At 57.8% G+C, this 20,419-nt stretch carries 17 protein-coding genes; 12 read left to right on the forward strand and 5 right to left on the reverse strand.

Annotation, left to right across the window (positions count from 1 at the left end; all coding sequences use genetic code 11):
- Positions 1-377: 377 nt before the first annotated feature.
- Positions 378-1,769, forward strand: coding sequence for a GABA permease (gabP, locus tag K3169_RS01765; RefSeq protein ID WP_027899499.1), 1,392 nt, complete (start codon positions 378-380; stop codon positions 1,767-1,769).
- 150 nt (positions 1,770-1,919) lie between these two features.
- Here gabP and K3169_RS01770 read toward each other — a convergent pair whose 3' ends face one another.
- Positions 1,920-2,840 (reverse strand): LysR substrate-binding domain-containing protein, encoded by a 921-nt coding sequence (locus K3169_RS01770; RefSeq protein ID WP_231676069.1) that lies wholly within the window; start codon positions 2,838-2,840, stop codon positions 1,920-1,922.
- 152 nt (positions 2,841-2,992) lie between these two features.
- Here K3169_RS01770 and trhA point away from each other — a divergent pair, with 152 nt between their 5' ends.
- The 8 genes from trhA to hydA all read left to right on the forward strand — a co-directional run bounded on the left by trhA (position 2,993) and on the right by hydA (position 10,881).
- Complete coding sequence (gene trhA, locus K3169_RS01775; protein ID WP_099267851.1) at positions 2,993-3,610, forward strand: PAQR family membrane homeostasis protein TrhA; 618 nt, start codon at positions 2,993-2,995, stop codon at positions 3,608-3,610.
- A 438-nt stretch (positions 3,611-4,048) separates the two neighbouring features.
- Positions 4,049-4,825: a transporter substrate-binding domain-containing protein gene (locus tag K3169_RS01780; protein WP_263269730.1), complete on the forward strand. Its 777-nt coding sequence runs from the start codon at positions 4,049-4,051 to the stop codon at positions 4,823-4,825.
- Between the two features lie 62 nt (positions 4,826-4,887).
- Entirely contained in the window at positions 4,888-5,562 is a 675-nt protein-coding gene (locus tag K3169_RS01785; protein ID WP_027902050.1) for an amino acid ABC transporter permease, read from the forward strand.
- On the forward strand, positions 5,562-6,296 hold the full coding sequence (locus tag K3169_RS01790; protein WP_027902049.1) for an amino acid ABC transporter ATP-binding protein: 735 nt from the start codon (positions 5,562-5,564) through the stop codon (positions 6,294-6,296). The genes K3169_RS01785 and K3169_RS01790 overlap by 1 nt, the downstream gene beginning before the upstream one ends.
- 21 nt (positions 6,297-6,317) lie before the next feature.
- Positions 6,318-7,565: a cysteine desulfurase-like protein gene (locus tag K3169_RS01795; RefSeq protein ID WP_263269732.1), complete on the forward strand. Its 1,248-nt coding sequence runs from the start codon at positions 6,318-6,320 to the stop codon at positions 7,563-7,565.
- Positions 7,566-7,584: 19 nt separating this feature from the next.
- Positions 7,585-8,460, forward strand: coding sequence for a MurR/RpiR family transcriptional regulator (locus tag K3169_RS01800; protein ID WP_122395390.1), 876 nt, complete (start codon positions 7,585-7,587; stop codon positions 8,458-8,460).
- Positions 8,461-8,520: 60 nt separating this feature from the next.
- Positions 8,521-9,417, forward strand: a complete 897-nt coding sequence (locus tag K3169_RS01805; RefSeq protein WP_122395389.1) for an allantoinase PuuE — start codon at positions 8,521-8,523, stop codon at positions 9,415-9,417.
- 24 nt (positions 9,418-9,441) lie between these two features.
- Positions 9,442-10,881, forward strand: a complete 1,440-nt coding sequence (gene hydA, locus K3169_RS01810; protein WP_027902045.1) for a dihydropyrimidinase — start codon at positions 9,442-9,444, stop codon at positions 10,879-10,881.
- A 290-nt stretch (positions 10,882-11,171) separates the two neighbouring features.
- Here hydA and K3169_RS01815 read toward each other — a convergent pair whose 3' ends face one another.
- Together K3169_RS01815 and K3169_RS01820 are read right to left on the reverse strand one after the other, a co-directional pair.
- Positions 11,172-11,891: a 16S rRNA (uracil(1498)-N(3))-methyltransferase gene (locus K3169_RS01815; RefSeq protein ID WP_099267857.1), complete on the reverse strand. Its 720-nt coding sequence runs from the start codon at positions 11,889-11,891 to the stop codon at positions 11,172-11,174.
- Positions 11,892-12,047: 156 nt separating this feature from the next.
- Positions 12,048-13,454: an adenosylmethionine--8-amino-7-oxononanoate transaminase gene (locus tag K3169_RS01820; protein ID WP_122395387.1), complete on the reverse strand. Its 1,407-nt coding sequence runs from the start codon at positions 13,452-13,454 to the stop codon at positions 12,048-12,050.
- A 379-nt stretch (positions 13,455-13,833) separates the two neighbouring features.
- Here K3169_RS01820 and K3169_RS01825 point away from each other — a divergent pair, with 379 nt between their 5' ends.
- Positions 13,834-15,693, forward strand: coding sequence for a flavin monoamine oxidase family protein (locus tag K3169_RS01825; protein WP_263269736.1), 1,860 nt, complete (start codon positions 13,834-13,836; stop codon positions 15,691-15,693).
- A gap of 284 nt (positions 15,694-15,977) precedes the next feature.
- On the opposite strand, the gene K3169_RS01830 is transcribed toward K3169_RS01825, so the two are convergent.
- Entirely contained in the window at positions 15,978-16,328 is a 351-nt protein-coding gene (locus K3169_RS01830; RefSeq protein WP_164581488.1) for a hypothetical protein, read from the reverse strand.
- Positions 16,329-16,804: 476 nt separating this feature from the next.
- Here K3169_RS01830 and K3169_RS01835 point away from each other — a divergent pair, with 476 nt between their 5' ends.
- Both K3169_RS01835 and K3169_RS01840 read left to right on the forward strand, forming a co-directional pair.
- On the forward strand, positions 16,805-17,353 hold the full coding sequence (locus tag K3169_RS01835; RefSeq protein WP_027902550.1) for a cytochrome b: 549 nt from the start codon (positions 16,805-16,807) through the stop codon (positions 17,351-17,353).
- A gap of 27 nt (positions 17,354-17,380) precedes the next feature.
- Complete coding sequence (locus tag K3169_RS01840) at positions 17,381-17,959, forward strand: YceI family protein (protein WP_027902551.1); 579 nt, start codon at positions 17,381-17,383, stop codon at positions 17,957-17,959.
- A 234-nt stretch (positions 17,960-18,193) separates the two neighbouring features.
- On the opposite strand, the gene K3169_RS01845 is transcribed toward K3169_RS01840, so the two are convergent.
- Entirely contained in the window at positions 18,194-20,101 is a 1,908-nt protein-coding gene (locus K3169_RS01845) for a DEAD/DEAH box helicase (RefSeq protein ID WP_231676101.1), read from the reverse strand.
- Positions 20,102-20,419 lie beyond the last annotated feature (318 nt).

Here is a 20,419-nt window from a genome sequence, read left to right on the forward strand (position 1 = left end):
TGAACATAGAATCTCCCACGGATGTTCATATGCAGGCCTCAAGAGAGCCATCAACCGCCTGAGCCGTCCTGCTGATTTGTGCTTCTTTCTCGATTCCAATGCCGGGCACTCTGATAGTGCGTACGTGAACGCTCTGTGTATTTTTGGTGCGTTTTTCTCGCTCAAGGCTGTGCACATCGGTAACAAAACATGTCACTGGCTAGCTGAAACGATTCTTCCCGCCGTTAATCCGACTGCTCTAGCACTAACGTTTCCGTAAGCGACGTCGTTTTTGAGTCATTCTGGCGCAGAATTTGCGTAAAGAATAAAAAACGCCCCGTTTCTTTCCTTTTACGAAAACGGTTGGGCAGTCGCTCCGCACGCAAAGGTAGTTTTTAATGAGCAGCATCCCTAATGCTTCAGAGCTCGATCAGGGGCTCAAACCTCGGCACATCACCATGTTGTCCATCGCTGGTGTCATTGGTGCCGGTCTGTTTGTGGGTTCGGGCCACGCAATTGCCGAAGCGGGCCCGGCGGTACTGCTGGCTTACGCCGCTGCCGGTACGTTGGTGGTTCTGGTCATGCGCATGCTGGCCGAGATGGCTGTTGCGGCACCGGATACCGGGTCTTTCTCGACGTATGCCGATCGCGCGATCGGGCATTGGGCCGGTTTTACCATCGGCTGGCTGTACTGGTGGTTCTGGGTCCTGGTGATTCCACTGGAGGCCAACGCCGCCGCTACTATCCTTCACGCGTGGTTCCCGAACATTGCCATCTGGGTATTCACGCTGGTGATCACCTTGCTGCTCACTGTGACCAACCTGTTCAGCGTAAAGAACTACGGCGAGTTCGAGTTCTGGTTCGCCTTGATCAAAGTGCTGGCAATCATCGGCTTTGTAGTACTGGGTGTCGCGGCTATTTTTGGCCTGCTGCCCAACAGCCAGGTGAGCGGTGTCAGCCATCTGTTCGATACCCAGGGCTTTTTGCCTAATGGTATGGGCGCTGTGCTGGCTGCGATGCTGACCACCATGTTCTCGTTCATGGGCACAGAAATCGTCACCATCGCTGCAGCGGAATCGAAGAATCCGGAAAAGCAGATCACCAAGGCAACCAACTCGGTGATCTGGCGGATCTGCCTGTTCTATCTGGTGTCGATCTTTATCGTGGTCTCGCTGGTACCGTGGAATGACCCGCGTCTGGCTGAAGTGGGCTCCTATCAGACCGTGCTGGACATGATGGGCATTCCAAACGCCAAATTGATTGTGGATATCGTGGTGCTGATTGCAGTGACCAGTTGCCTGAACTCGGCGCTGTACACCGCTTCGCGCATGCTGTTCTCGTTGGGTAAGCGCGGCGATGCCCCGGCGGTATCGACCCGTACCAGTAAAAGCGGTACGCCTTACTGGGCGGTCATTCTGTCTACTGCGGCCGCGTTCCTGACGGTGTTCGCCAACTACGTGGCTCCGGCTGCCGTATTCGAGTTCCTGCTCGCCAGCTCCGGCGCAATCGCGCTGTTGGTGTACCTGGTGATCGCGGTTTCCCAACTGCGCATGCGCCAGAAGAGCATTGCTGCAGGTGAAACCCTGTCGTTCCGCATGTGGCTGTTCCCGTACCTGACCTGGTTGGTGATCGTGTTCATCATCGGCGTGCTGGGCATCATGCTGGTTCAGGAGTCACATCGCGTGGAGATCATCGCGACGGGCTTGCTGAGTATTCTGGTGATTGCCACCGGCGTCCTGGTTTCCCGTCGTCGCAAGGGCGAAAGGGCTGGCAAGGCTGTGTTGAATTGACCGATTGACCCGCTGAAAACAAAACGGCCGCGATCAGTAATGATCGCGGCCGTTTTTGTTTGTGCTGTGAAATGCTTGGTAGGAGCGAACTTGTTCGCGAGGCGGTATCCCCGTTTGTGCAGGCCTAATGTCTCGCCAACAAGTTGCCTCCTACAGGTTCGTATGGCGGCTTGAATACATCCGTCCCTCGGCTATCAACGCCAACAGATTCGGGTCGCGCTCCTTCGATTTCAGAAACACCATGCCGATGTGCTGTTGCATGCGATAGCGCTGCTGCAGCGGTATCAGCTTCACCCGGTTCTCGTAAACCGCTGCGATACGCCCCGGCAACAGCGCATACCCCACGCCTGAGCTGACCATGCTCAGCAAGGTGAAGATGTCGTTCACCTGCATCGCTACCTTCGGTTCAAACCCTGCCTGCTGAAAAACCCGGATGCCATCACGATGTGTGGCGAAGCCTTGAGTCAGGGTGATGAACGTCGCCTCGCGCAGGTCGCTCAGGTCTACTTCGCTGTGTTGTGAAAACGGTGAGTCGGCGGGGACGGCGAGAAAGATGTCGTCGGAAAACAGCGGCAGATGTTCGCAGTCCGGGTCGTTGACGCTCTCGTCCAGTGACACCAGAATCGCGTCGACTTCCATGTTCTTGAGCTTGTAGAACAGGTCGATGTTAGAGCCCATGATCAAGTCGATGTTGAGCTCGCTACGGCGGATTTTCAGACCCATGATCAACTGCGGAACGGTCTTTACCGTCAGCGAATACAGCGAACCGAGCTTGAAGCGTGCGGCGGAAAATCCGGCGGCCTGACGTGTCAGCTCAACCGTGGCGAGCACGTCCTGAATCAGTTTATGGGCTCGCTCTTCCAGCACATAGGCGCTTTCCAGCGGCGTCAGGTTACGGCCTTCATGCTTGAATAGCGGGCAGCGCAGGGCGCTTTCCAGTGAATGAATGGCGCGGTGCACGCTGACGTTACTGGTGTTCAGGTCCGCGGCCGCTTTGGTCAGGTTGCCGGTGCGCATGAACGCCAGGAATATTTCCAGTTTTTTCAGGGTCAACTCATCGTCGATTTGCATGTCGTGAGGCTTCTTGTTTGAGTGCCCCGATTGTGCACATTTAGATAGCCACTGGCTGTAATAAAAAACTGTTTGGCTAACGCATGGCTTGCGCTTTACGTCCCTAAGCTAGAGCCTTGCGCTGCAGTTCAGAACGATGAGGTAGTGTGCGGATGTATTACGGAGAAAAATTCAACGCCTGGTCCCACCTGGTCGGTGCAGTGCTGGCTTTGGTCGGAGCCATCTGGTTGCTGGCGATTGCCAGCCTTCAGGGTGATATCTGGAAGATAGTCAGCGTCGCGATCTACGGCGTAACGCTGGTGTCGTTGTACAGCGCATCGACCGTTTACCATAGCGTGCGCGGACGGGCGAAAACGATCATGCAGAAGGTTGATCACTTTTCGATCTACCTATTGATCGCAGGCAGCTACACGCCGTTCTGTCTGGTGACCTTGCGCGGCCCCTGGGGCTGGACGTTATTCGGCGTGGTCTGGGGCCTGGCGGTGATCGGCATCCTGCAGGAAATCAAACCCCGCTCCGAAGCCCGGATCATGTCCATCGTGATCTACGCGGTCATGGGCTGGATTGTGCTCGTGGCCGTCAAACCCCTGATCGCTGCACTGGGCACGGCAGGCTTTACCTGGCTGGCAGCTGGCGGCGCGCTGTACACCATCGGCATTATCTTCTTCGCTTACGACACCCGTTTTCGCCACTGGCACGGCATCTGGCATTTGTTTGTGATCGCCGGGAGTCTGCTGCACTTTGTGGCGATTTGTTTTTATGTGTTGTGAGTAGCGGATGCCCTTAATGAACAACATCTGCATCACTGAATTGAACGCATTTCTGTAGGAGTGAGCTTGCTCGCGATTCGATTTTTCTTTCGATAATTTTCCCCTGACCTGACCTGACCTGACCTGACCTGACCTGACGCTATCGCGGGCAAGCGCGCTCCTACAGGTCCGCGGTTTGCAGCGAGACAGTGAAGGAATATCGATTCACCTGACGCCCCGCATCAGTGCACGCCTTCGCACCCCATCAAACGATTTCCCACCAACCCTCGCCGTAGCGCGCCGCCCCGTGCGGGCGCACCAAATCGGCAGGCTTTTGCACTGCATTGAAGCATTTAATTCATTGTCTAAAATTGTTGAATTATTTGATTCTTGCTCCTAGTCTGTTCCTCGACCCGCCTGCTGGCGACTTCTTGCAACGACTGAGACCGGGAGCAAAAGATGAACGTGAAAGTACTCTTGAGTATGGCGGTGGCCACTGCGTTTTCGGCTTCTACCTGGGCGGCGGACTGGACGGTAGGGGCCAACGTGGGCAATGTGCCCTGGGAGTTTCAGGACGCCAAGGGCGAGATCGTCGGCTTTGAGGTCGACGTGGTCAAAGAAGTCGCCAAGCGTGCCGGCAAGACAGTCGAGTTTGTGAATATTCCGTTCAACGGCCTGTTCAGTGCCGTGCAGTCCAAGCGTGCAGATATCGCTATTTCGTCGATCACGATCACCCCAAAACGTCTTGAATCAGTGGGCTTCGCTCAGCCGTATTACGACAGTGATCAGTCACTGTCGGTGCTGACCAAGTCTGGCATTGATGGCCTGAAAGGCATGCAGGGCAAAGTGGTCGGCGTAGACACCGGCTCGACGGGTGACATGTGGGTGACGGCGCATCAGGCCGAGTACAAGTTTGGCGATGTGTCCCGCTACGAAGGGCTTTCCCCGGCGATGCTCGACCTTGCTTCCGGGCGTATGGACGGCTACATCAGCGATATTCCGGCCGTGCTCTATTACATCAAGGACAAGCCGCAATACCGGGTGGTCGCCCGTATTCCCACCGGCGAGAAGTACTCGTTGATGCACGCCAAAGGCTGGGCGTCTGCGACTCAGGTCAACGACATCATCACCACCATGAAAAAAGAAGGCGTGATCGCAGGCTTGCACAAGAAGTGGTTTGGCGCCGATGCCGATCCAGAGTCCAGCACCGTCAAGGTTGTCGACGTACTCAAATAAGCGCGGCTAATAACCTCTGACTGTTCAAACCCGGCGCCTGGCGCTGTCACCAAGGAGTCCTGATGGAGCTGGTCCAGACTTTCTTCAACTGGGGTGTGTTTGTCGACGCACTGCCGCAGATGTTGCGGGGCCTCGGGGTGACGGTGTTGCTTGGCGTGGTCAGCATCATTCTTGGTCTGGTGGGCGGTTTGCTGCTGGCCATGCTACGTCTGTACGGCTATGCACCGATCCGGTTGCTGGCGCGAATTTACATCGATGTGATGCGCTCTATCCCGCTGTTGGTGTTTTTGGTGCTGATTTATTACGCACTGCCGTTTGTGGGAATTCGTCTTTCCTCGTTCGCCGCAGCGGTGGCAGCGCTATCGCTGGTGTCTTGCGCATACTCGGCAGAGATTTTTCGCTCCGGTATCGAAGCCATCCCGCGCGGCCAGTTCGAAGCAGCGGCGTCGCAGGGCATGAGCTTCTTCAACACGATGCGCGACGTGATCCTGCCTCAGGCCATGCGCATTGTTTTGCCGCCCATGACCAGTAACTGCATCAACGTCATGAAGGACACGGCACTCGCTTCGGTGGTCGCCATGCCGGATCTGCTCAAGCAGGCGACTCAGGCGCAGGCACTCTCTGCCAACCCCACGCCGCTGGTGGGCGCCGCAATCATGTATCTGTTGCTGTTACTGCCCCTGGTGCAACTGGTCAGTTGGGTCGAGCGGCGCAACAGCGCCGGGAGGAAGAGCTGATGAGCGCAGTCATCCAGATCGAAGGTGTTGCCAAGTTTTATGGCAGGTTTCAGGCCCTGGCGGATATCAACCTGTCAGTCGAGCAGGGCGAAGTGGTGGTGATCCTCGGGCCGTCAGGCTCAGGAAAATCCACGCTGATTCGCTGCATCAATCTGCTGGAGGAGTACCAGGAAGGCGAGATCCGGGTAGCAGATCAACGGGTCGAAACCGGACCGAAACTGGCAGGTATTCGCTGTGAAGTCGGCATGGTCTTCCAGAATTTCAATCTGTATCCGCACATGACGGTGCTGGCCAATGTGGCGCTGGCTCCGGTGCGGGTGCGCGGTTTATCACGCCGCGATGCGCAGGATCGAGCGCGGGTATTGCTGGAAAAAGTCGGCATGAGCGCACACGCCGACAAATACCCCGGCCAGCTTTCCGGTGGTCAGCAACAACGCGTCGCTATTGCCCGAACCATGGCCATGGAGCCACGGGTGATTTTGTTCGACGAACCGACTTCTGCGCTGGACCCGGAAATGGTCGGTGAGGTGCTCGATGTCATGCAAAACCTGGCGCGCTCAGGCGTGACCATGGTCGTGGTCACCCATGAAATGGGCTTCGCGCGTAAAGTCGCAGACCGTGTGATTTTCATGGAGAGCGGCCGGATCATCGAACAGAACAAGCCCGAAGCCTTTTTCACAGCGCCTCAGGAACCGCGAACACAGGCCTTTTTGCAGGCCATCCTGCACCACTGATTCCTTTTGGAGACTGCCCAATTGAACGCCCTCGATATCGATTATGTTCGCCGCCAGTTCCCCATGCTGGCTGACGGTTTTGCCTATCTGGACAACGCCGGTGGTTCGGCGGTGCTCGGGCGCGTGGCTGACCGGGTCCGCGACTACCTGATTCACAACAGCGTGCAATTGGGCGCGTCCTACAACGGATCGGCTTCAGCCGGTGCGCTGGTGCTGCAAGCCCGGGAGTCCGTGGCGCAACTGATCAACGCGTATCACGCCGAAGAATGCGTGATGGGCGGCTCGACCACGCACCTGCTGCAAATCCTCTGCCGCGCTGTTGCGCCTTCGATCAACAGCGGCGATGAAATCATCGTCACCCACAGCGATCACGAAGCCAATATCGGCCCGTGGCAGCGGTTGTGCGAGGAGCGTGGCGCGACGCTGCGAGTGTGGTCAGTCGATCCGCAAACTCTGGAACTGGAGCTCGACGATCTGGATGCACTGCTTGGCTCGCGTACCCGCTATGTGGCCATGACCCATGCGTCGAACATTCTGGGCAGCGTCAACCCGGTGGCCGAAGTCGCCCGTCGTGTGCACGCCGTGGGCGGCAAGCTGTGCGTCGATGCCGTGGCGTATGCGCCCCATCGTCTGGTGGATGTGCAGGCCAGCGGTGCCGATTATTACGTGTTCAGTTTCTACAAGGTGTTCGGCCCGCACTTCGCGGTTCTTTGGGGGCATCGCGAGGCGCTACTTGAACTGCCGAGCCTCAATCACTTTTTCATCGGGCAGGACGTGATCCCTTACAAGCTGCAACCGGGCAACCTCAACTACGAGTTGTCTTACGGTTGCATGGGCATCAATGAATACCTGCTGGATATCGGTCAGCGTCTGGGGGCAAGCGGCAGCCCACGCCAGATCATGCAGGCAGCGTTTGATGCGTTCGAAGTACAGGAAGATTTGCTCGCCGAAACCCTGTTGTCATTTCTGCGCGAAACCGAGGGTGTTCGCATTATCGGCAAGTCGCGTGTCACCTCTGGCGATCGGGTGCCGACCATCAGTTTCGTGGTGGAGGGTGTGCAATCGGAAGCCATCGTGCGGCACATTGACGAACACAGGATCGGGATTCGCTTCGGTGACTTCTACGCGCGACACTTGATCGAACAGTTGGGCCTGGCCCGGTTCGGCGGTGTGGTACGTGTCTCGATTGCGCACTACAACACGGTCGACGAAATGCAGCGTCTGGTCCGGCATCTGGCCGAGGCGATCAACGACTTGCGTCCATCCTGATTTTTACGAGCGACCTTTCATGTCAGCAGTGCCTCAAACCCTTGCCGAGTTACGTGCGGCTATCGTCGAGCAGCAGGATCGTTTGACCGCGCGTATGCGAGATGCGGCGTGCTACCTCACCGAGCATCCCCATGACGTGGCGCTCAACACGGTGGCTGCGCTGGCGGAGCGCTCCGGGATTGCTTCATCGGCTTTTATTCGGCTGGCCAAGGCGCTGGGGTTCAACGGCTTCAGCGACTTGCAGCGATTGTTCAAGGCACCGTTGCAGCAGGCGGGTTCGTCGAGCTTCAGCGAGCGCATTCGTCACTATCAGGGTGAAGAGCTTCTGGAAGACCCGACCGATGTCGGCGCCATTCTGACCGCGTTCAGCCGGGCCAACATCGTTTCTCTGGAGCATCTGGCCGAGGGGCAACAGGTCGAAGCGCTGGAACAGGCAATCACTCTTTTGCAACGGGCGCGCACCACGTTCGTGGTGGGCATGCGGCGGTCATTCCCGATGGCCAGTTACCTGAGCTATGCGCTGAGTCGCGTCGGTCGTCGTGCCGTGCACATCAGCGGTCTCGGTGGTTCATTGCGCGAGCAAGTCGGCGCGCTGCATAGCGATGACATTCTGGTTGCCGTGAGCTTCCCGCCCTATGCCCCGGAAACCATCGAAGCCTGCCAGCAGGCGGTTGCAGCAGGCACACCTATTGTGGCGATTACCGATAGCCTGCTCAGCCCTATCGGCCAGCATGCGGCGGTGATCATTGAAGTCAACGATGCGGAATTACTGGGCTTTCGCTCACTCACGGCGGCGTTCTGCGTGGCCCAGACCCTGGCGATGGGTCTGGCGTTTCGCGACGGTCAGTCGCTGAGCGGCCCTGATCATGATGCTTTGAAAAACATCGACTGCTGAGCCGAGTTTTGGCGGTCTGCTTGAACCCAACCATCTGCGCCTGTGCAGGAGATTGCTCTTATGGCTACACCCCTTCGCGATCTGGTCGGCTATGGCCAAAACCGTCCTCAAGGCACCTGGCCTAATGGTGCGCGGTTGGCAATCAGTCTGGTCATCAATTATGAGGAAGGCTCCGAGCGTTCGCTGGCAATGGGCGATCCCGATCAGGAAAGCATGACCGAATGGGGCAGCTATCAATTCCCTGATGGCGTGCGCAATCTGGCGATGGAGTCGATGTATGAATACGGCTCGCGGGTGGGTATCTGGCGGATTCTGGAGATCCTCGAAAAAGCCGGCGTGCCATCGACCTTCCACGCCTGCGCGGTAGCGTTTGAGCAGAACCCGGACGTCGCCAAGGCGGCCGTTGCGCTGGGTCATGAAGTCTGCAGTCACGGCTATCGATGGGAAGAGGTTTTCCGCCTGACCGAAGAGGAGGAGCGAGAGCACATTCGTCTCGCCGTGGAATCATTCGAACGCACCTGCGGCAAGCGCCCGGTCGGCTGGTATTGCCGCTACGGCGCAAGCGTGCGGACCCGGCGTCTGGTGGCCGAAGAGGGTGGTTTTCTGTACGACTCCGACGCCTATAACGACGACGTGCCGTACTACGTCGACGTTGAAGGCAAACAGCATCTGGTGGTGCCGTACACCAGCGACGTGAATGACTTCCGTTACTGGAACTCGCCCGGCCTGTCTCAGGCGTCGGACTTTTTCGAATACATGAAGGAAAGCTTTGAGGTGCTCTATGAAGAGTCTGCTGATGGCTTGCGCATGATGTCGGTGGGCTTGCACCCGCGCATGGTTGGTCGTCCGGGACGCGTGCGGGCGATCAAGCGATTCATCGAATATGCCCAGGGCCACGAAGGCGTCTGGTTCGCGACCCGCGAGCAGATTGCCAAAGCCTGGATGAGCCGCGGCTAACCCAACCTTTAGGAGCACCGCGCCATGCAGGCTTTCGATTTAGTCATTCGCAACGCCAAAGTCATCACGGCGGCGGACAGTTTTGTCAGTGATATTGGCGTTCGCGACGGGCTGATCGTCGCGCTGGGTCTGGGGCTGGAAGGCGCTACTCGTGAAATCGATGCAGCCGGTCGCTCGGTGACGCCAGGCGGCATCGACAGTCATGTGCATCTGGATCAGCCCACCGGCGACGGTTCGGTGATGGCGGACGATTTCGAAAGCGGGACCCGCTCCGCAGCCTGCGGCGGCACGACGACGGTGATCCCGTTCGCCTGTCAGCAGAAAGGGCAAAGTCTGCGTGCCGCTGTCGATGATTATCACCAGCGAGCGGATGGCAAGGCGTTGATCGATTACGCTTTCCACTTGATCGTGACAGATCCTACAGAAGACGTGTTGAGTCGCGAGCTGCCTGAACTGATCGCAGAGGGTTACACCTCTTTCAAGATCTACATGACCTACGACGCGCTAAAGCTGGACGACCGGCAGATACTGGAGACGTTGTCTGTTGCACGTGCTCAGGGTGCGATGGTCATGCTGCACGCTGAAAACAGTGACTGTATTGCCTGGCTGACCGAGCGACTTCTCGCGGCGGGGTTAAGCGCTCCGCGTTATCACGCAACGTCACGGCCCATGTTGGTAGAGCGCGAAGCCACTCACCGCGCCATTGCTCTGGCTGAACTGGTGGATGTGCCCATCCTGATCGTGCATGTATCGGGGCGCGAAGCCATCGAGCAGATTCGCTGGGCGCAGGACCACGGCTTGAAGGTGTATGGCGAAACCTGTCCGCAATACCTGTTTCTGACCGCCGACTCGCTGGGCTGCGATGACAGTTTTGAGGGCGCCAAATGCATTTGCAGCCCGCCACCGAGAGACGCTGCGAACCAGCAAGTCATCTGGGACGGCCTGCAGAATGGCTCGTTTGAGGTGTTCTCCTCGGACCACGCGCCGTTTCGTTACGAAGGTCCGGACGGTAAACGCGCTCATGGCGAACATGCGCCCTTTTCGGAAGTGGCCAACGGCATCCCCGGCATTGAAACGCGCATGGCGTTGCTCTGGTCGGAAGGCGTCTGCACCGGGCGCATTACTGCGCAGGAATTTGTCGCGCTGACTTCGACCAATGCCGCACGGCTTTATGGCTTGTATCCGCGCAAAGGCAGTATCGCGATTGGCGCCGATGCGGATTTGGTGATCTGGGACGAAGGGCTGGATTTCGAGTTGCACAACGACCGCTTGCACCATCGCGTGGATTATACGCCGTACGCGGGCATGCGCTTGACCGCTTGGCCTGCGCTGACGCTTTCACGGGGCGAAGTGGTGTGGGATGGCAAAGCGCTGGGCCAGCCGGGACGCGGACAGTTCTTGCCCTGCGCAAGACCGGAACCAGCCAAGGCCCGGCGCAGGAAGACCGAGTTGCCTTACCTGTAGCGAGGAGCCTGTAGGAGCGCGCTTGCCCGCGATGGCTTTGTGTCAGGCACCATCAACGTTGGATGTGCCGGCATCATCGCGGGCAAGCGCGCTCCTACACAGACTGTGTGAAAACTACTGCAGGCTGGGCACCTTCGGTGCTACGCGCACAATACTGCGTTAAAAACAGGCGAAAAATGCTCATTTAGAACACCTAGACTCCGCTTTTTCGCCTGTTTTTGCCTTGTCTTGCCGTCGCTCGCTACGTTTTCACACAGTCTGTACAGGTCCAGTATTGCGGCGCGATGAGATTAAAAATCCCCCCACAACTGCTGCGCCACGCTCAGAGCAACAACAGGTGCGGTTTCGGTGCGCAGCACGCGAGGGCCGAGGCGGGCGGCGTGGAAGCCAGCGTCCTGAGCCTGGTCGACTTCGGCGTCGTTCAAACCGCCTTCCGGGCCAATCAGGAAGGCGAGGGTGGTGGGCTTGTTGTGGCTGGTCAGCGGCTCTGCAACAGGGTGCAGCACCAGCTTGAGTTCGGCATCGCTGCGCTTGAGCCATTCAGCCAAAGGCATAGGCGGGTGAATCACCGGCACCACCGAGCGACCACATTGCTCGCAGGCGCTGATCGCGATTTGCTGCCAATGAGCCTGACGCTTCTCGGCGCGCTCGTCCTTGAGGCGCACTTCGCAGCGCTCGCTGACAATCGGAGTGATCTCTGTAACGCCCAGTTCGGTTGCTTTCTGAATCGCCCAGTCCATGCGCTCGCCACGGGACAAACCCTGGCCGAGATGGATACGCAGCGGCGATTCGGTTTGCCCGGGGAAGGTTTCATCGAGCTGGACGCGTACGCGTTTCTTGCCGACTTCCAGCAAGGTGCCGCGAAACTCCTGGCCTGAGCCATCAAACACTTGCAGTGCATCGCCTTCGGCCATCCGCAGCACGCGGCCGATGTAATGCGCCTGGGCTTCAGGCAGTTCGTGTTCACCGAGGCTCAGGGTGGCGTCGATGAAGAAGCGGGACAGTCTCATGGTGGGTCTCTGAAATTTTGGTAAATCGCAGACCCTTTGTGGGAGCGAGGCTTGCCCGCGATAAGGGCGACGCGGATATCAGGTCTGTTGCGTCCAGCCTTATCGCGGGCAAGCCTCGCTCCCACAAGGGGGGCGCGTTTCATCTAATGCTTGTTACTAACCCGGATCACGAAAATCCGGGTGGAAATTCTCTCTAACGGCAACGCTGATGCTTTTACGCGTCGCGATGTCGATGCCTTCAGTTGCGACTTCGGCGAGGAAGTCGATCTGCTCGGGCGTGATCACATACGGTGGCAGGAAGTAAACCACGCTGCCCAGCGGACGCAATAGCGCGCCGCGCTCCAGTGCATGCTGGAACACCTGCAGTCCACGGCGTTCCTGCCACGGGTAGGCTGTTTTGGTGGCTTTGTCCTGAACCATCTCGATGGCCAGCGCCATGCCGGTCTGACGCACTTCAGCCACATGCGGATGATCCACCAGATGCGCGGTGGCGGTGGCCATACGCTGGGCCAGGGCTTTGTTGCTTTCGATGACGTTGTCTTGCTCGAAAATATCCAGTGTCGCCAATGCCGCTGCGCACGCCAACGGGTTGCCGGTGTAGCTGTGCGAATGCAGAAAGGCGCGAAGCGTCGGGTAGTCGTCGTAAAACGCGTCGTACACGTCGTCGGTTGTCAGCACGGCCGCCAGTGGCAGATATCCGCCGGTGAGCGCCTTGGACAGACACAGGAAGTCCGGGCGGATACCGGCTTGCTCGCAGGCAAACATGGTTCCGGTGCGGCCGAAACCTACGGCAATCTCGTCGTGGATCAAATGCACCCCGTATCGGTCACAGGCCTCACGCAGCAGCTTGAGGTACACCGGGTGATACATGCGCATACCGCCTGCGCCCTGAATCAATGGCTCTACGATGACGGCAGCTACCGTGGCGTGGTTCTCGGCCAGCGCATGTTCCATTGCAGCGAACATATTGCGCGAGTGTTCTTCCCAGCTCATGCCTTCGGGGCGGTGGTAGCAATCCGGGCTTGGCACCTTGATGGTGTCCATCAGCAGCGCTTTATAGGTTTCGGTGAACAACGGCACGTCGCCCACTGACATCGCGGCCATGGTTTCGCCGTGATAACTGTTGGTCAGGGTGACGAAGCGCTTCTTGTCCGGCTGGCCGCGGTTGAGCCAATAGTGAAAGCTCATTTTCAGCGCGACTTCGATGCAGGACGAACCGTTGTCGGCATAGAAGCAGCGGGTCAGACCATCAGGCGTCAGTTTGACCAGCCGCTCGGACAGTTCAATCACCGGCTGGTGGCTGAAACCGGCAAGGATCACATGTTCCAGTTGGTCGACCTGATCCTTGATGCGTTGATTGATACGCGGGTTGGCGTGGCCAAACACATTGACCCACCAGGAACTGACGGCGTCCAGATAGCGTTTGCCTTCGAAGTCTTCCAGCCACACACCCTCACCACGTTTGATCGGAATCAGCGGCAGGCTTTCGTGGTCTTTCATCTGGGTGCAGGGGTGCCACAGAACCTTGAGGTCGCGCTGCATCCACTGATCATTCAGGCCCATTGGTTTTCTCCGGATAGCGACTCGCATGGTGCGAGGACGAGCAATCGCGCAAGCCTATGCAATGCCCGGCTACGGGACAACCTTTAGTGCCAATTGGTTTTGGATGCGAACGCTTTCGTGCAGAAAACACAGATCCCGTAGGAGCGCGCTTGCCCGCGATGCGGTGTGTCAGCAAAAAACGTATTGCCTGAATTGTCGCCATCGCGGGCAAGCGCGCTCCTACAGAAAAAACCATTCATTCAGATAGTTTTTTTATGTTTGACAGGCGCCCGATGGACATCACTGGTAGCCCTGCTGCGGCTGGCGTATCCTTCGCGCCTCTGTGACGTATCGAGCGTCATTTACCGAAACCTCCCCTGCTTTTTTCGGAGTCTGCTGAATGCTTTCTGGTTGGCTGCGCGCCTGTGCGCTCGTTTTAGTTGGGCTGGTCAGCGTTTCGGCGCTCGCTAATGAAAAACAAAAGACTGCGATCGTGGTTGGTGGTGGGCTTTCGGGCCTGACAGCGGCGTACGAGCTGCAAGCCAAAGGCTGGCAGGTCACGCTGCTGGAAGCCAAACCCGCGCTGGGCGGCCGCTCCGGTCTGGCTACCAGCGAATGGATCGGCAATACCAAGGCGCAGCCTGCGTTGAACCAGTATCTGGAGCGCTTCAAGCTGGCCACGGTGCCTGCGCCGGAGTTTGTCCGCACGCCGGGTTACCTGATTGATGGCGTTTATTTCAGCAAGGCCGATCTGGCGCTCAAGCAACCGGCGACCGCCGAGGCGATCAAGCGCTACGAGGAAACCCTCGACAATCTGGCGCGCTCCATCGACAACCCGGAAAACCCGGCGGCCAACAGCACGCTGTTTGCACTGGATCAGATCAACGTGGCGAACTGGCTGGATCGTCTGACCCTGCCAGCCACCGCTCGCCAGTTGATCAATCAGGAAATTCGTACCCGCTATGACGAGCCGTCGCGCTTGTCGCTGCTGTATTTCGCACAGCAATCCCGGGTTTATCGCAACGTTGACGACCGTGATCGCCGTGCAGCGCGTCTGCCAGGTGGCAGCGCGGTACTGGCTGAAGCGTTCGCCAAGCAAATCAAAACCATCAAGACCAACTCACCGGTTTCCGCCATCGTTCAGGATAAGGACGGCGTAACGGTCAAGGCGGGCGCAGTCGGTTACAGTGCTGATTACGTGGTGCTGGCCGTGCCGCTTCGCGCATTGAGCAAGATTCAGATGACGCCTGCGCTGGATGCCCAGCACATGGCGGCGATCAAGAGCACCAACTACGGTTGGCGCGACCAGATCATGCTCAAGTTCAAGACGCCTGTGTGGGAAAGCAAGGCTCGCATGTCTGGCGAGATCTTCAGCAACACCGGTCTGGGCATGCTGTGGATCGAGCCAGCAACCAAGGGCGGCGCCAATGTGGTGATCAACCTGTCCGGCGATAACGCGCGGATCATGCAGGCCTTTGGCGACAAGCAATTGGTAGATCAGGTACTGATTCGCCTGCACACGTTCTACCCACAGGCTCGCGGCGCTTACACCGGCTACGAGATCCGTCGTTACAGCGTCGACCCGTCCACTGGTGGTTCCTATCTGGCATTCGGACCGGGGCAGATCAGCAAGTTCTGGCGTGTGTGGGAAAAGCCGATTCTGCGCGTAGCCTTTGCCGGTGAGCACACTGATACGCTTTACCCTGGCACGGTAGAAGGCGCTTTGCGCACAGGCCAGCGTGCCGCCAGTCAGGTCCAGGATCTGGCCGCTGGCAAGTCGTTCGAACCTGTGAAAATCGTCCCTGCGCCAGCACCTGCAGTGAAGAAGGACGAAGGTGGTTTCTTCAGCAATATGTTTGGCGGTTCGTCTGACAAGGCTGAAGCCAAAAAGCCTGAGCCAGCCAAAGCGGCTGATGAGGCCAAAGCTAAGGAAAAAGGTGGTTTCTTCTCGTGCTGGTTCGGTTGTGCTGAAGAGCCTGTCGCCAAGCCCGTCGAGAAAGCTCCTGAGCCAGCACCTGCTCCCGCTCCTGAGGCTGTAGCTCCGGTGGTTGCACCTGTCGTCGCACCGGTCAAGGCCGAGCCTGCCAAGGTCGAACCCGCTAAAAAGGCACCGGTGAAAAAGGCTGAGCCTGCCAAGAAAGCTCCAGCTAAAGAAGCTGCGAAAAAGGCCCCTGCCAAAACCCCGGCCCAGATTGAAGCTGACAAGAAAGCAGCTGCTGCCAAGGCGAAGGCCAAAGCCGCTGCTGAGGCTAAAAACTGATCGGACTGAAGTAGCAAAAGAAAAGGGCGCGATCTTGAGATCGCGCCCTTTTTCGTTTTGCTATTTTTAGGTTTGTTACCGGCAAACTCAACTTCTGAAAGAAATGCCCCTTCTCCCTGACTTTGCGCTGTCTTGCAGAAAACGGATACCTGTAGGAGCGCGCTTGCCCGCGATTGGGTTTTCAGTCGATGAATATATCGCCTGTGCTCACGCGATCGCGGCAAGCGCTCCTACGGGTCGGTGTTGGCGGGAGGAGGCAATGCCTACAAAAATCTGGAAACCGCTTATTTTGCGCCCGTCGTCGCGAAGCTCTTGGCGCCTTCAACGCGCCGATCTTCTTTGAGAACCCACTGCGGCTCGCTTCTGCACTTGTACTTCACGCCTTTACGTCGCGTGATAGTGCTCACCTTGGTCATGCATTCTTCCCGGGATGCGTAGGCGTCTCCTGCCTTTCGCTCTTCCACACAGCCTTCCATACCACTGCACATTGTCATAACGACAAAATAAACAGTCATCATCGCGGTGTTGCTCCATTGATCGATGCGATCTAAAAGTCCTGCTCCGGTACTCGTTACTGTCTGAAGACGGGTTGCAGTGATTGATTTGGGCTTGGTGCAAGAGAGGCACAGGCTCATCCCTTGTAGGCCTGTGGGAGATGCTGAGGCTTATTCAGGTCGGTAACAATGGCCTAATGCTTCCATCTGTCGGAATAACGTCACTCATTGCGAATTCATTGGATGGTGTCATTTTAATGAACATGGTTTTAGTCATTAATTTGACCTTTTGAGGGTTTTTAGCCTTCTTTGACGGGAGGTCAAGCAGGTAGTGCATCGGCCGAGGATTTAGGGCGAAGTGCCGCTCATCGCAGTTGAAAGGCCGATGGTCATGGCAAGGTTTTGTTACGAAGCAATTCTCGCGATGCTGGGCTTGAGTAATACGCGGGTTATCGCTTTTTCGTCTATCAATGACAGTCAGCATTGAATGCGGACGCGGCGATGGAGCTGATGAAAAACGTAACAATCGTATTATTCGATACTTCAAAGCGAAATTTTGCGCTTTCATTCGATAGATAAAAAGCTAGTCTGGCATCAACTCCTACAGGGTAATGGCAATGCAGTTACGCAACTCATCCTCTCGCTACGGTCTGGTCAGCATGGTGCTGCACTGGGGCGTTGCTGTTGCAGTGTTTGGTTTGTTCGCGCTAGGGCTGTGGATGGTAGGTCTGGATTATTACGACACGTGGCGTAAGGCCGGGCCCGATCTGCACAAAAGCATTGGCATCACGTTATTCGCCTTTATGTTGTTCCGCATTGTCTGGCGCCTGCTCAGCCCGCCGCCGCCGTCTCTCGCCAGCTATGGCAAGTGGACGCGAATCGGCGCGCACGTTGGGCATATGTTTCTTTATGTCGGTCTGTTTGCTGTGATGTTCGCCGGTTACCTCATTTCCACCGCCGACGGCGTGGGGATCCCGGTATTTGGCCTGTTTGAAATACCTGCGCTGTTCAGCGGTTTGCCTGATCAGGCCGAAACCGCTGGCTGGATTCACTTGTACCTGGCTTGGGTACTGGTGGTCTTCGCAGGGCTGCATGGTCTCGCTGCACTGAAACACCACTTCATTGATCGCGATGTGACCCTCAAGCGTATGCTGGGTCGCGCTTAATTGTTCAACCAAAACGGGAATAAAAGCATGTTGAAGAAGACTCTCGCCGCACTGGCTCTTGGTACTGCACTGTTGTCTGCCGGTCAGGCGATGGCCGCTGATTACGTGATCGACAAAGAAGGCCAGCACGCTTTCGTTGACTTCAAGATCAGCCACCTGGGCTACAGCTTCATCCACGGTACGTTCAAGGACTGGAGCGGCAAGTTCAGTTTTGACGCTGCCAAGCCTGAAGCCAGCAAAATCGACGTTGAGCTGAAAACCGCCAGCCTGTTCACCAACCACGCTGAGCGCGACAAGCACATCAGCAGCAAGGACTTCCTGGACGTTGCCAAGTTTCCTGAAGCCAAGTTCGTCTCTACCGCGGTCAAGTCTACCGGCGCAAAAACTGCTGACGTGACGGGCGACCTGACCCTGCACGGCGTGACCAAGCCGATCGTGATCAAGGCGACTTTCAACGGCGAAGGCAAGGATCCATGGGGCGGCTACCGTGCCGGTTTCAACGGTACTTCGACGCTTAACCTGAATGACTTCGGCATCAAAGGCCCAGGTCCTACCTCGCAAACTCTGGACCTGGAAATCAGCTTCGAAGGCGTTCAAGCCAAGTAAGCTTTCCGGTTGATCAAAAACGCCGACCTCAGGGTCGGCGTTTTTTTGTCTGAAATACAACGATTGACTGTGGGAGCGAATTCATTCGCGAAGGCGGCGTCTCAAACGACGAATATGCATTGGATGTACTGGCCTCTTCGCCAATGAATTCGCTCCCACAAGGATCGGCTTCAACAGGGTTTCACACACAAAAACGCCCCGAACCAGTCGGGGCGTTTTTTGTTCCGGCCTTGCTTAACCTTCGCGGTTGCGGGTCAGCAGGGCTGGTTTTTCACCGCGTGGGCGGGTTGGCAACTGATCGAGTTGTTCAGCGGACGGGAACCGGTCGCTTTTCGACTCTTTGTGCATGATCTTCGGTTGCGGCTGGCTCTGGCTGTCGCGAGGACCGCGAACTGCCGGTTCCTGACGGGCCGAGTCATCGCGTGCCGGACGGCGGTTGCGCGGGTTCTCGTCACGGCGAGCCTGACCATCGCGTGGAGCACCGTTACGAGGGCCGTTGCGCTTGGCTGGTGGCGTACCGGTGGATGCACCACCGCCACTACTGCGCGGACCACTTGGGCGCGGGGCGCGAGCGGCTGGAGCAGCGCCGGTACCCGTGCTGGCTGCCGGAGCGCCAGGACGACGACCGCGGCTCTGGTTCTTGTCCTTATACGGACTGACGTAATCAGCGCGGTTGCCGAAGTTATCCACTTCGTCATCCAGAAACTCGTCCGGGGCGCGATCTGCAGCCGGGCGCGGTGCAGCTGCGCGAGGATTTGACGCACGCTGTTCGCGAGCCGGAGCACCTTCACCGCGAGGCTTCTGTTGTTCACGCGGCTTGCGGGCCGGACGTTCACCAGCAGCGGCTGCCGGTTTTTCCTTGCCCTTATCTTTGCCTTTGTCTTTGCGACCACCGCCACCGCCGTTCGGACCATCGCCACGAGGGCCGCGCGGATTGCGTGGGTTACGCACGTCCGGACGCTCGCGAACTTCAGGCTTCTCGGCTTCTACTGCGGACATGTCGAAGCCCATCAGATCGCCATCGGCAATCTTCTGCTTGGTCATGCGCTCGATGCTTTTGAGCAGCTTTTCTTCGTCCGGAGCAACCAGCGAAATCGCTTCGCCGTTACGGCCTGCACGGCCTGTACGACCGATGCGGTGAACATAGTCTTCGTCTACGTTCGGCAGTTCGAAGTTGACCACGTGCGGCAACTGGTCGATATCCAGGCCGCGAGCGGCGATGTCAGTCGCAACCATGATGCGTACTTCACCGGCCTTGAAATCGGCCAGCGCTTTGGTGCGAGCGTTCTGGCTCTTGTTACCGTGGATCGCCACAGCGGTAAGACCGTGTTTGTCCAGGTACTCGGCCAGACGGTTTGCGCCGTGTTTGGTGCGAGTGAAGACCAGCACTTGCTCCCAGGCACCCTGAGTGATCAGGTGCGCCAGCAGCGAACGCTTGTGGTTGGCGGGCAGGCGGAACACGCGTTGCTCGATACGCTCGACCGTGGTGTTCGGCGGCGTGACTTCGATGCGCTCCGGGTTGTGCAACAGCTTGCCTGCCAACGCCGTGATGTCGTTGGAGAACGTCGCCGAGAACAGCAGGTTCTGACGCTTGGCGGGCAGACGTGCGAGCACTTTCTTCACGTCGTGTACGAAGCCCATGTCGAGCATCCGGTCGGCTTCATCGAGCACGAGGATTTCAACGTGGGACAGGTCGACACTGCCTTGACCGGCCAGATCGAGCAGACGGCCAGGGCAGGCCACCAGCACGTCTACGCCACGGGCCATGGCTTGAACCTGTGGGTTCATGCCGACGCCACCGAAGATGCAGGCGCTGACGAACTTCAGATCGCGGGCGTACAGCTTGAAGCTGTCATGCACCTGAGCGGCGAGTTCGCGAGTCGGGGTCAGGACCAGTACGCGCGGTTGGCGCGGGCCGTGACGTTGAGATTTGTCCGGATGACCGTTGGGAAACAACCGTTCCAGAATCGGAAGGGCGAAACCACCGGTTTTACCAGTACCTGTCTGGGCGGCAACCATCAGGTCGCGACCTTGCAACACGGCGGGAATGGCCCGCTGTTGCACCGGAGTAGGCTGGGTATAGCCCGCTGCCTCGATGGCGCGAACTAGAGCCTCGGAGAGACCGAGGGAAGCAAAGGACATGAGTAATCCTGTTTTAGTTAGAGCTTATGCTCAAAGGGAAGTCTTGCCTGGCGCGAATGGCGTTCAGGCTTCGTCGAAACTGCCTGAGCGTCGACCATGCTGTTCGGTGAACAGGGTGATCGCGGCTCGGTGTTTTCGTTCAAGCTTTGGAGAACGCAGTCCCGTCCGGTCCTGCTGGGCCTTCAGTGCATCTCGTGACGCTGCGCAATAAAAGAAGATGCGCTATTGGCGTGATCGAGGAGCCTGAAACAAGACCGAGCATCCGGGCGTAAGCCTGGCGGGAAGGCCGGAGTATAACAGAGCAAACGCCAAGCGCTG

Origin of the sequence: Pseudomonas phytophila (genome assembly GCF_025643095.1) — a bacterium.
Taxonomy (GTDB): Bacteria; Pseudomonadota; Gammaproteobacteria; order Pseudomonadales; family Pseudomonadaceae; genus Aquipseudomonas; species Aquipseudomonas quasicaspiana.

Excerpts from the sequence above, each read along its gene's own strand:
- gabP (WP_027899499.1), top strand. The coding sequence starts at position 378 with ATGAGCAGCATCCCTAATGCTTCAGAGCTCGATCAGGGGCTCAAACCT.
- K3169_RS01770 (WP_231676069.1), bottom strand. The coding sequence starts at position 2,840 with ATGCAAATCGACGATGAGTTGACCCTGAAAAAACTGGAAATATTCCTG.
- trhA (WP_099267851.1), top strand. The coding sequence starts at position 2,993 with ATGTATTACGGAGAAAAATTCAACGCCTGGTCCCACCTGGTCGGTGCA.
- K3169_RS01780 (WP_263269730.1), top strand. The coding sequence starts at position 4,049 with ATGAACGTGAAAGTACTCTTGAGTATGGCGGTGGCCACTGCGTTTTCG.
- K3169_RS01785 (WP_027902050.1), top strand. The coding sequence starts at position 4,888 with ATGGAGCTGGTCCAGACTTTCTTCAACTGGGGTGTGTTTGTCGACGCA.
- K3169_RS01790 (WP_027902049.1), top strand. The coding sequence starts at position 5,562 with ATGAGCGCAGTCATCCAGATCGAAGGTGTTGCCAAGTTTTATGGCAGG.
- K3169_RS01800 (WP_122395390.1), top strand. The coding sequence starts at position 7,585 with ATGTCAGCAGTGCCTCAAACCCTTGCCGAGTTACGTGCGGCTATCGTC.
- K3169_RS01805 (WP_122395389.1), top strand. The coding sequence starts at position 8,521 with ATGGCTACACCCCTTCGCGATCTGGTCGGCTATGGCCAAAACCGTCCT.
- hydA (WP_027902045.1), top strand. The coding sequence starts at position 9,442 with ATGCAGGCTTTCGATTTAGTCATTCGCAACGCCAAAGTCATCACGGCG.
- K3169_RS01815 (WP_099267857.1), bottom strand. The coding sequence starts at position 11,891 with ATGAGACTGTCCCGCTTCTTCATCGACGCCACCCTGAGCCTCGGTGAA.
- K3169_RS01820 (WP_122395387.1), bottom strand. The coding sequence starts at position 13,454 with ATGGGCCTGAATGATCAGTGGATGCAGCGCGACCTCAAGGTTCTGTGG.
- K3169_RS01825 (WP_263269736.1), top strand. The coding sequence starts at position 13,834 with ATGCTTTCTGGTTGGCTGCGCGCCTGTGCGCTCGTTTTAGTTGGGCTG.
- K3169_RS01830 (WP_164581488.1), bottom strand. The coding sequence starts at position 16,328 with ATGAGCCTGTGCCTCTCTTGCACCAAGCCCAAATCAATCACTGCAACC.
- K3169_RS01835 (WP_027902550.1), top strand. The coding sequence starts at position 16,805 with ATGCAGTTACGCAACTCATCCTCTCGCTACGGTCTGGTCAGCATGGTG.
- K3169_RS01840 (WP_027902551.1), top strand. The coding sequence starts at position 17,381 with ATGTTGAAGAAGACTCTCGCCGCACTGGCTCTTGGTACTGCACTGTTG.
- K3169_RS01845 (WP_231676101.1), bottom strand. The coding sequence starts at position 20,101 with ATGTCCTTTGCTTCCCTCGGTCTCTCCGAGGCTCTAGTTCGCGCCATC.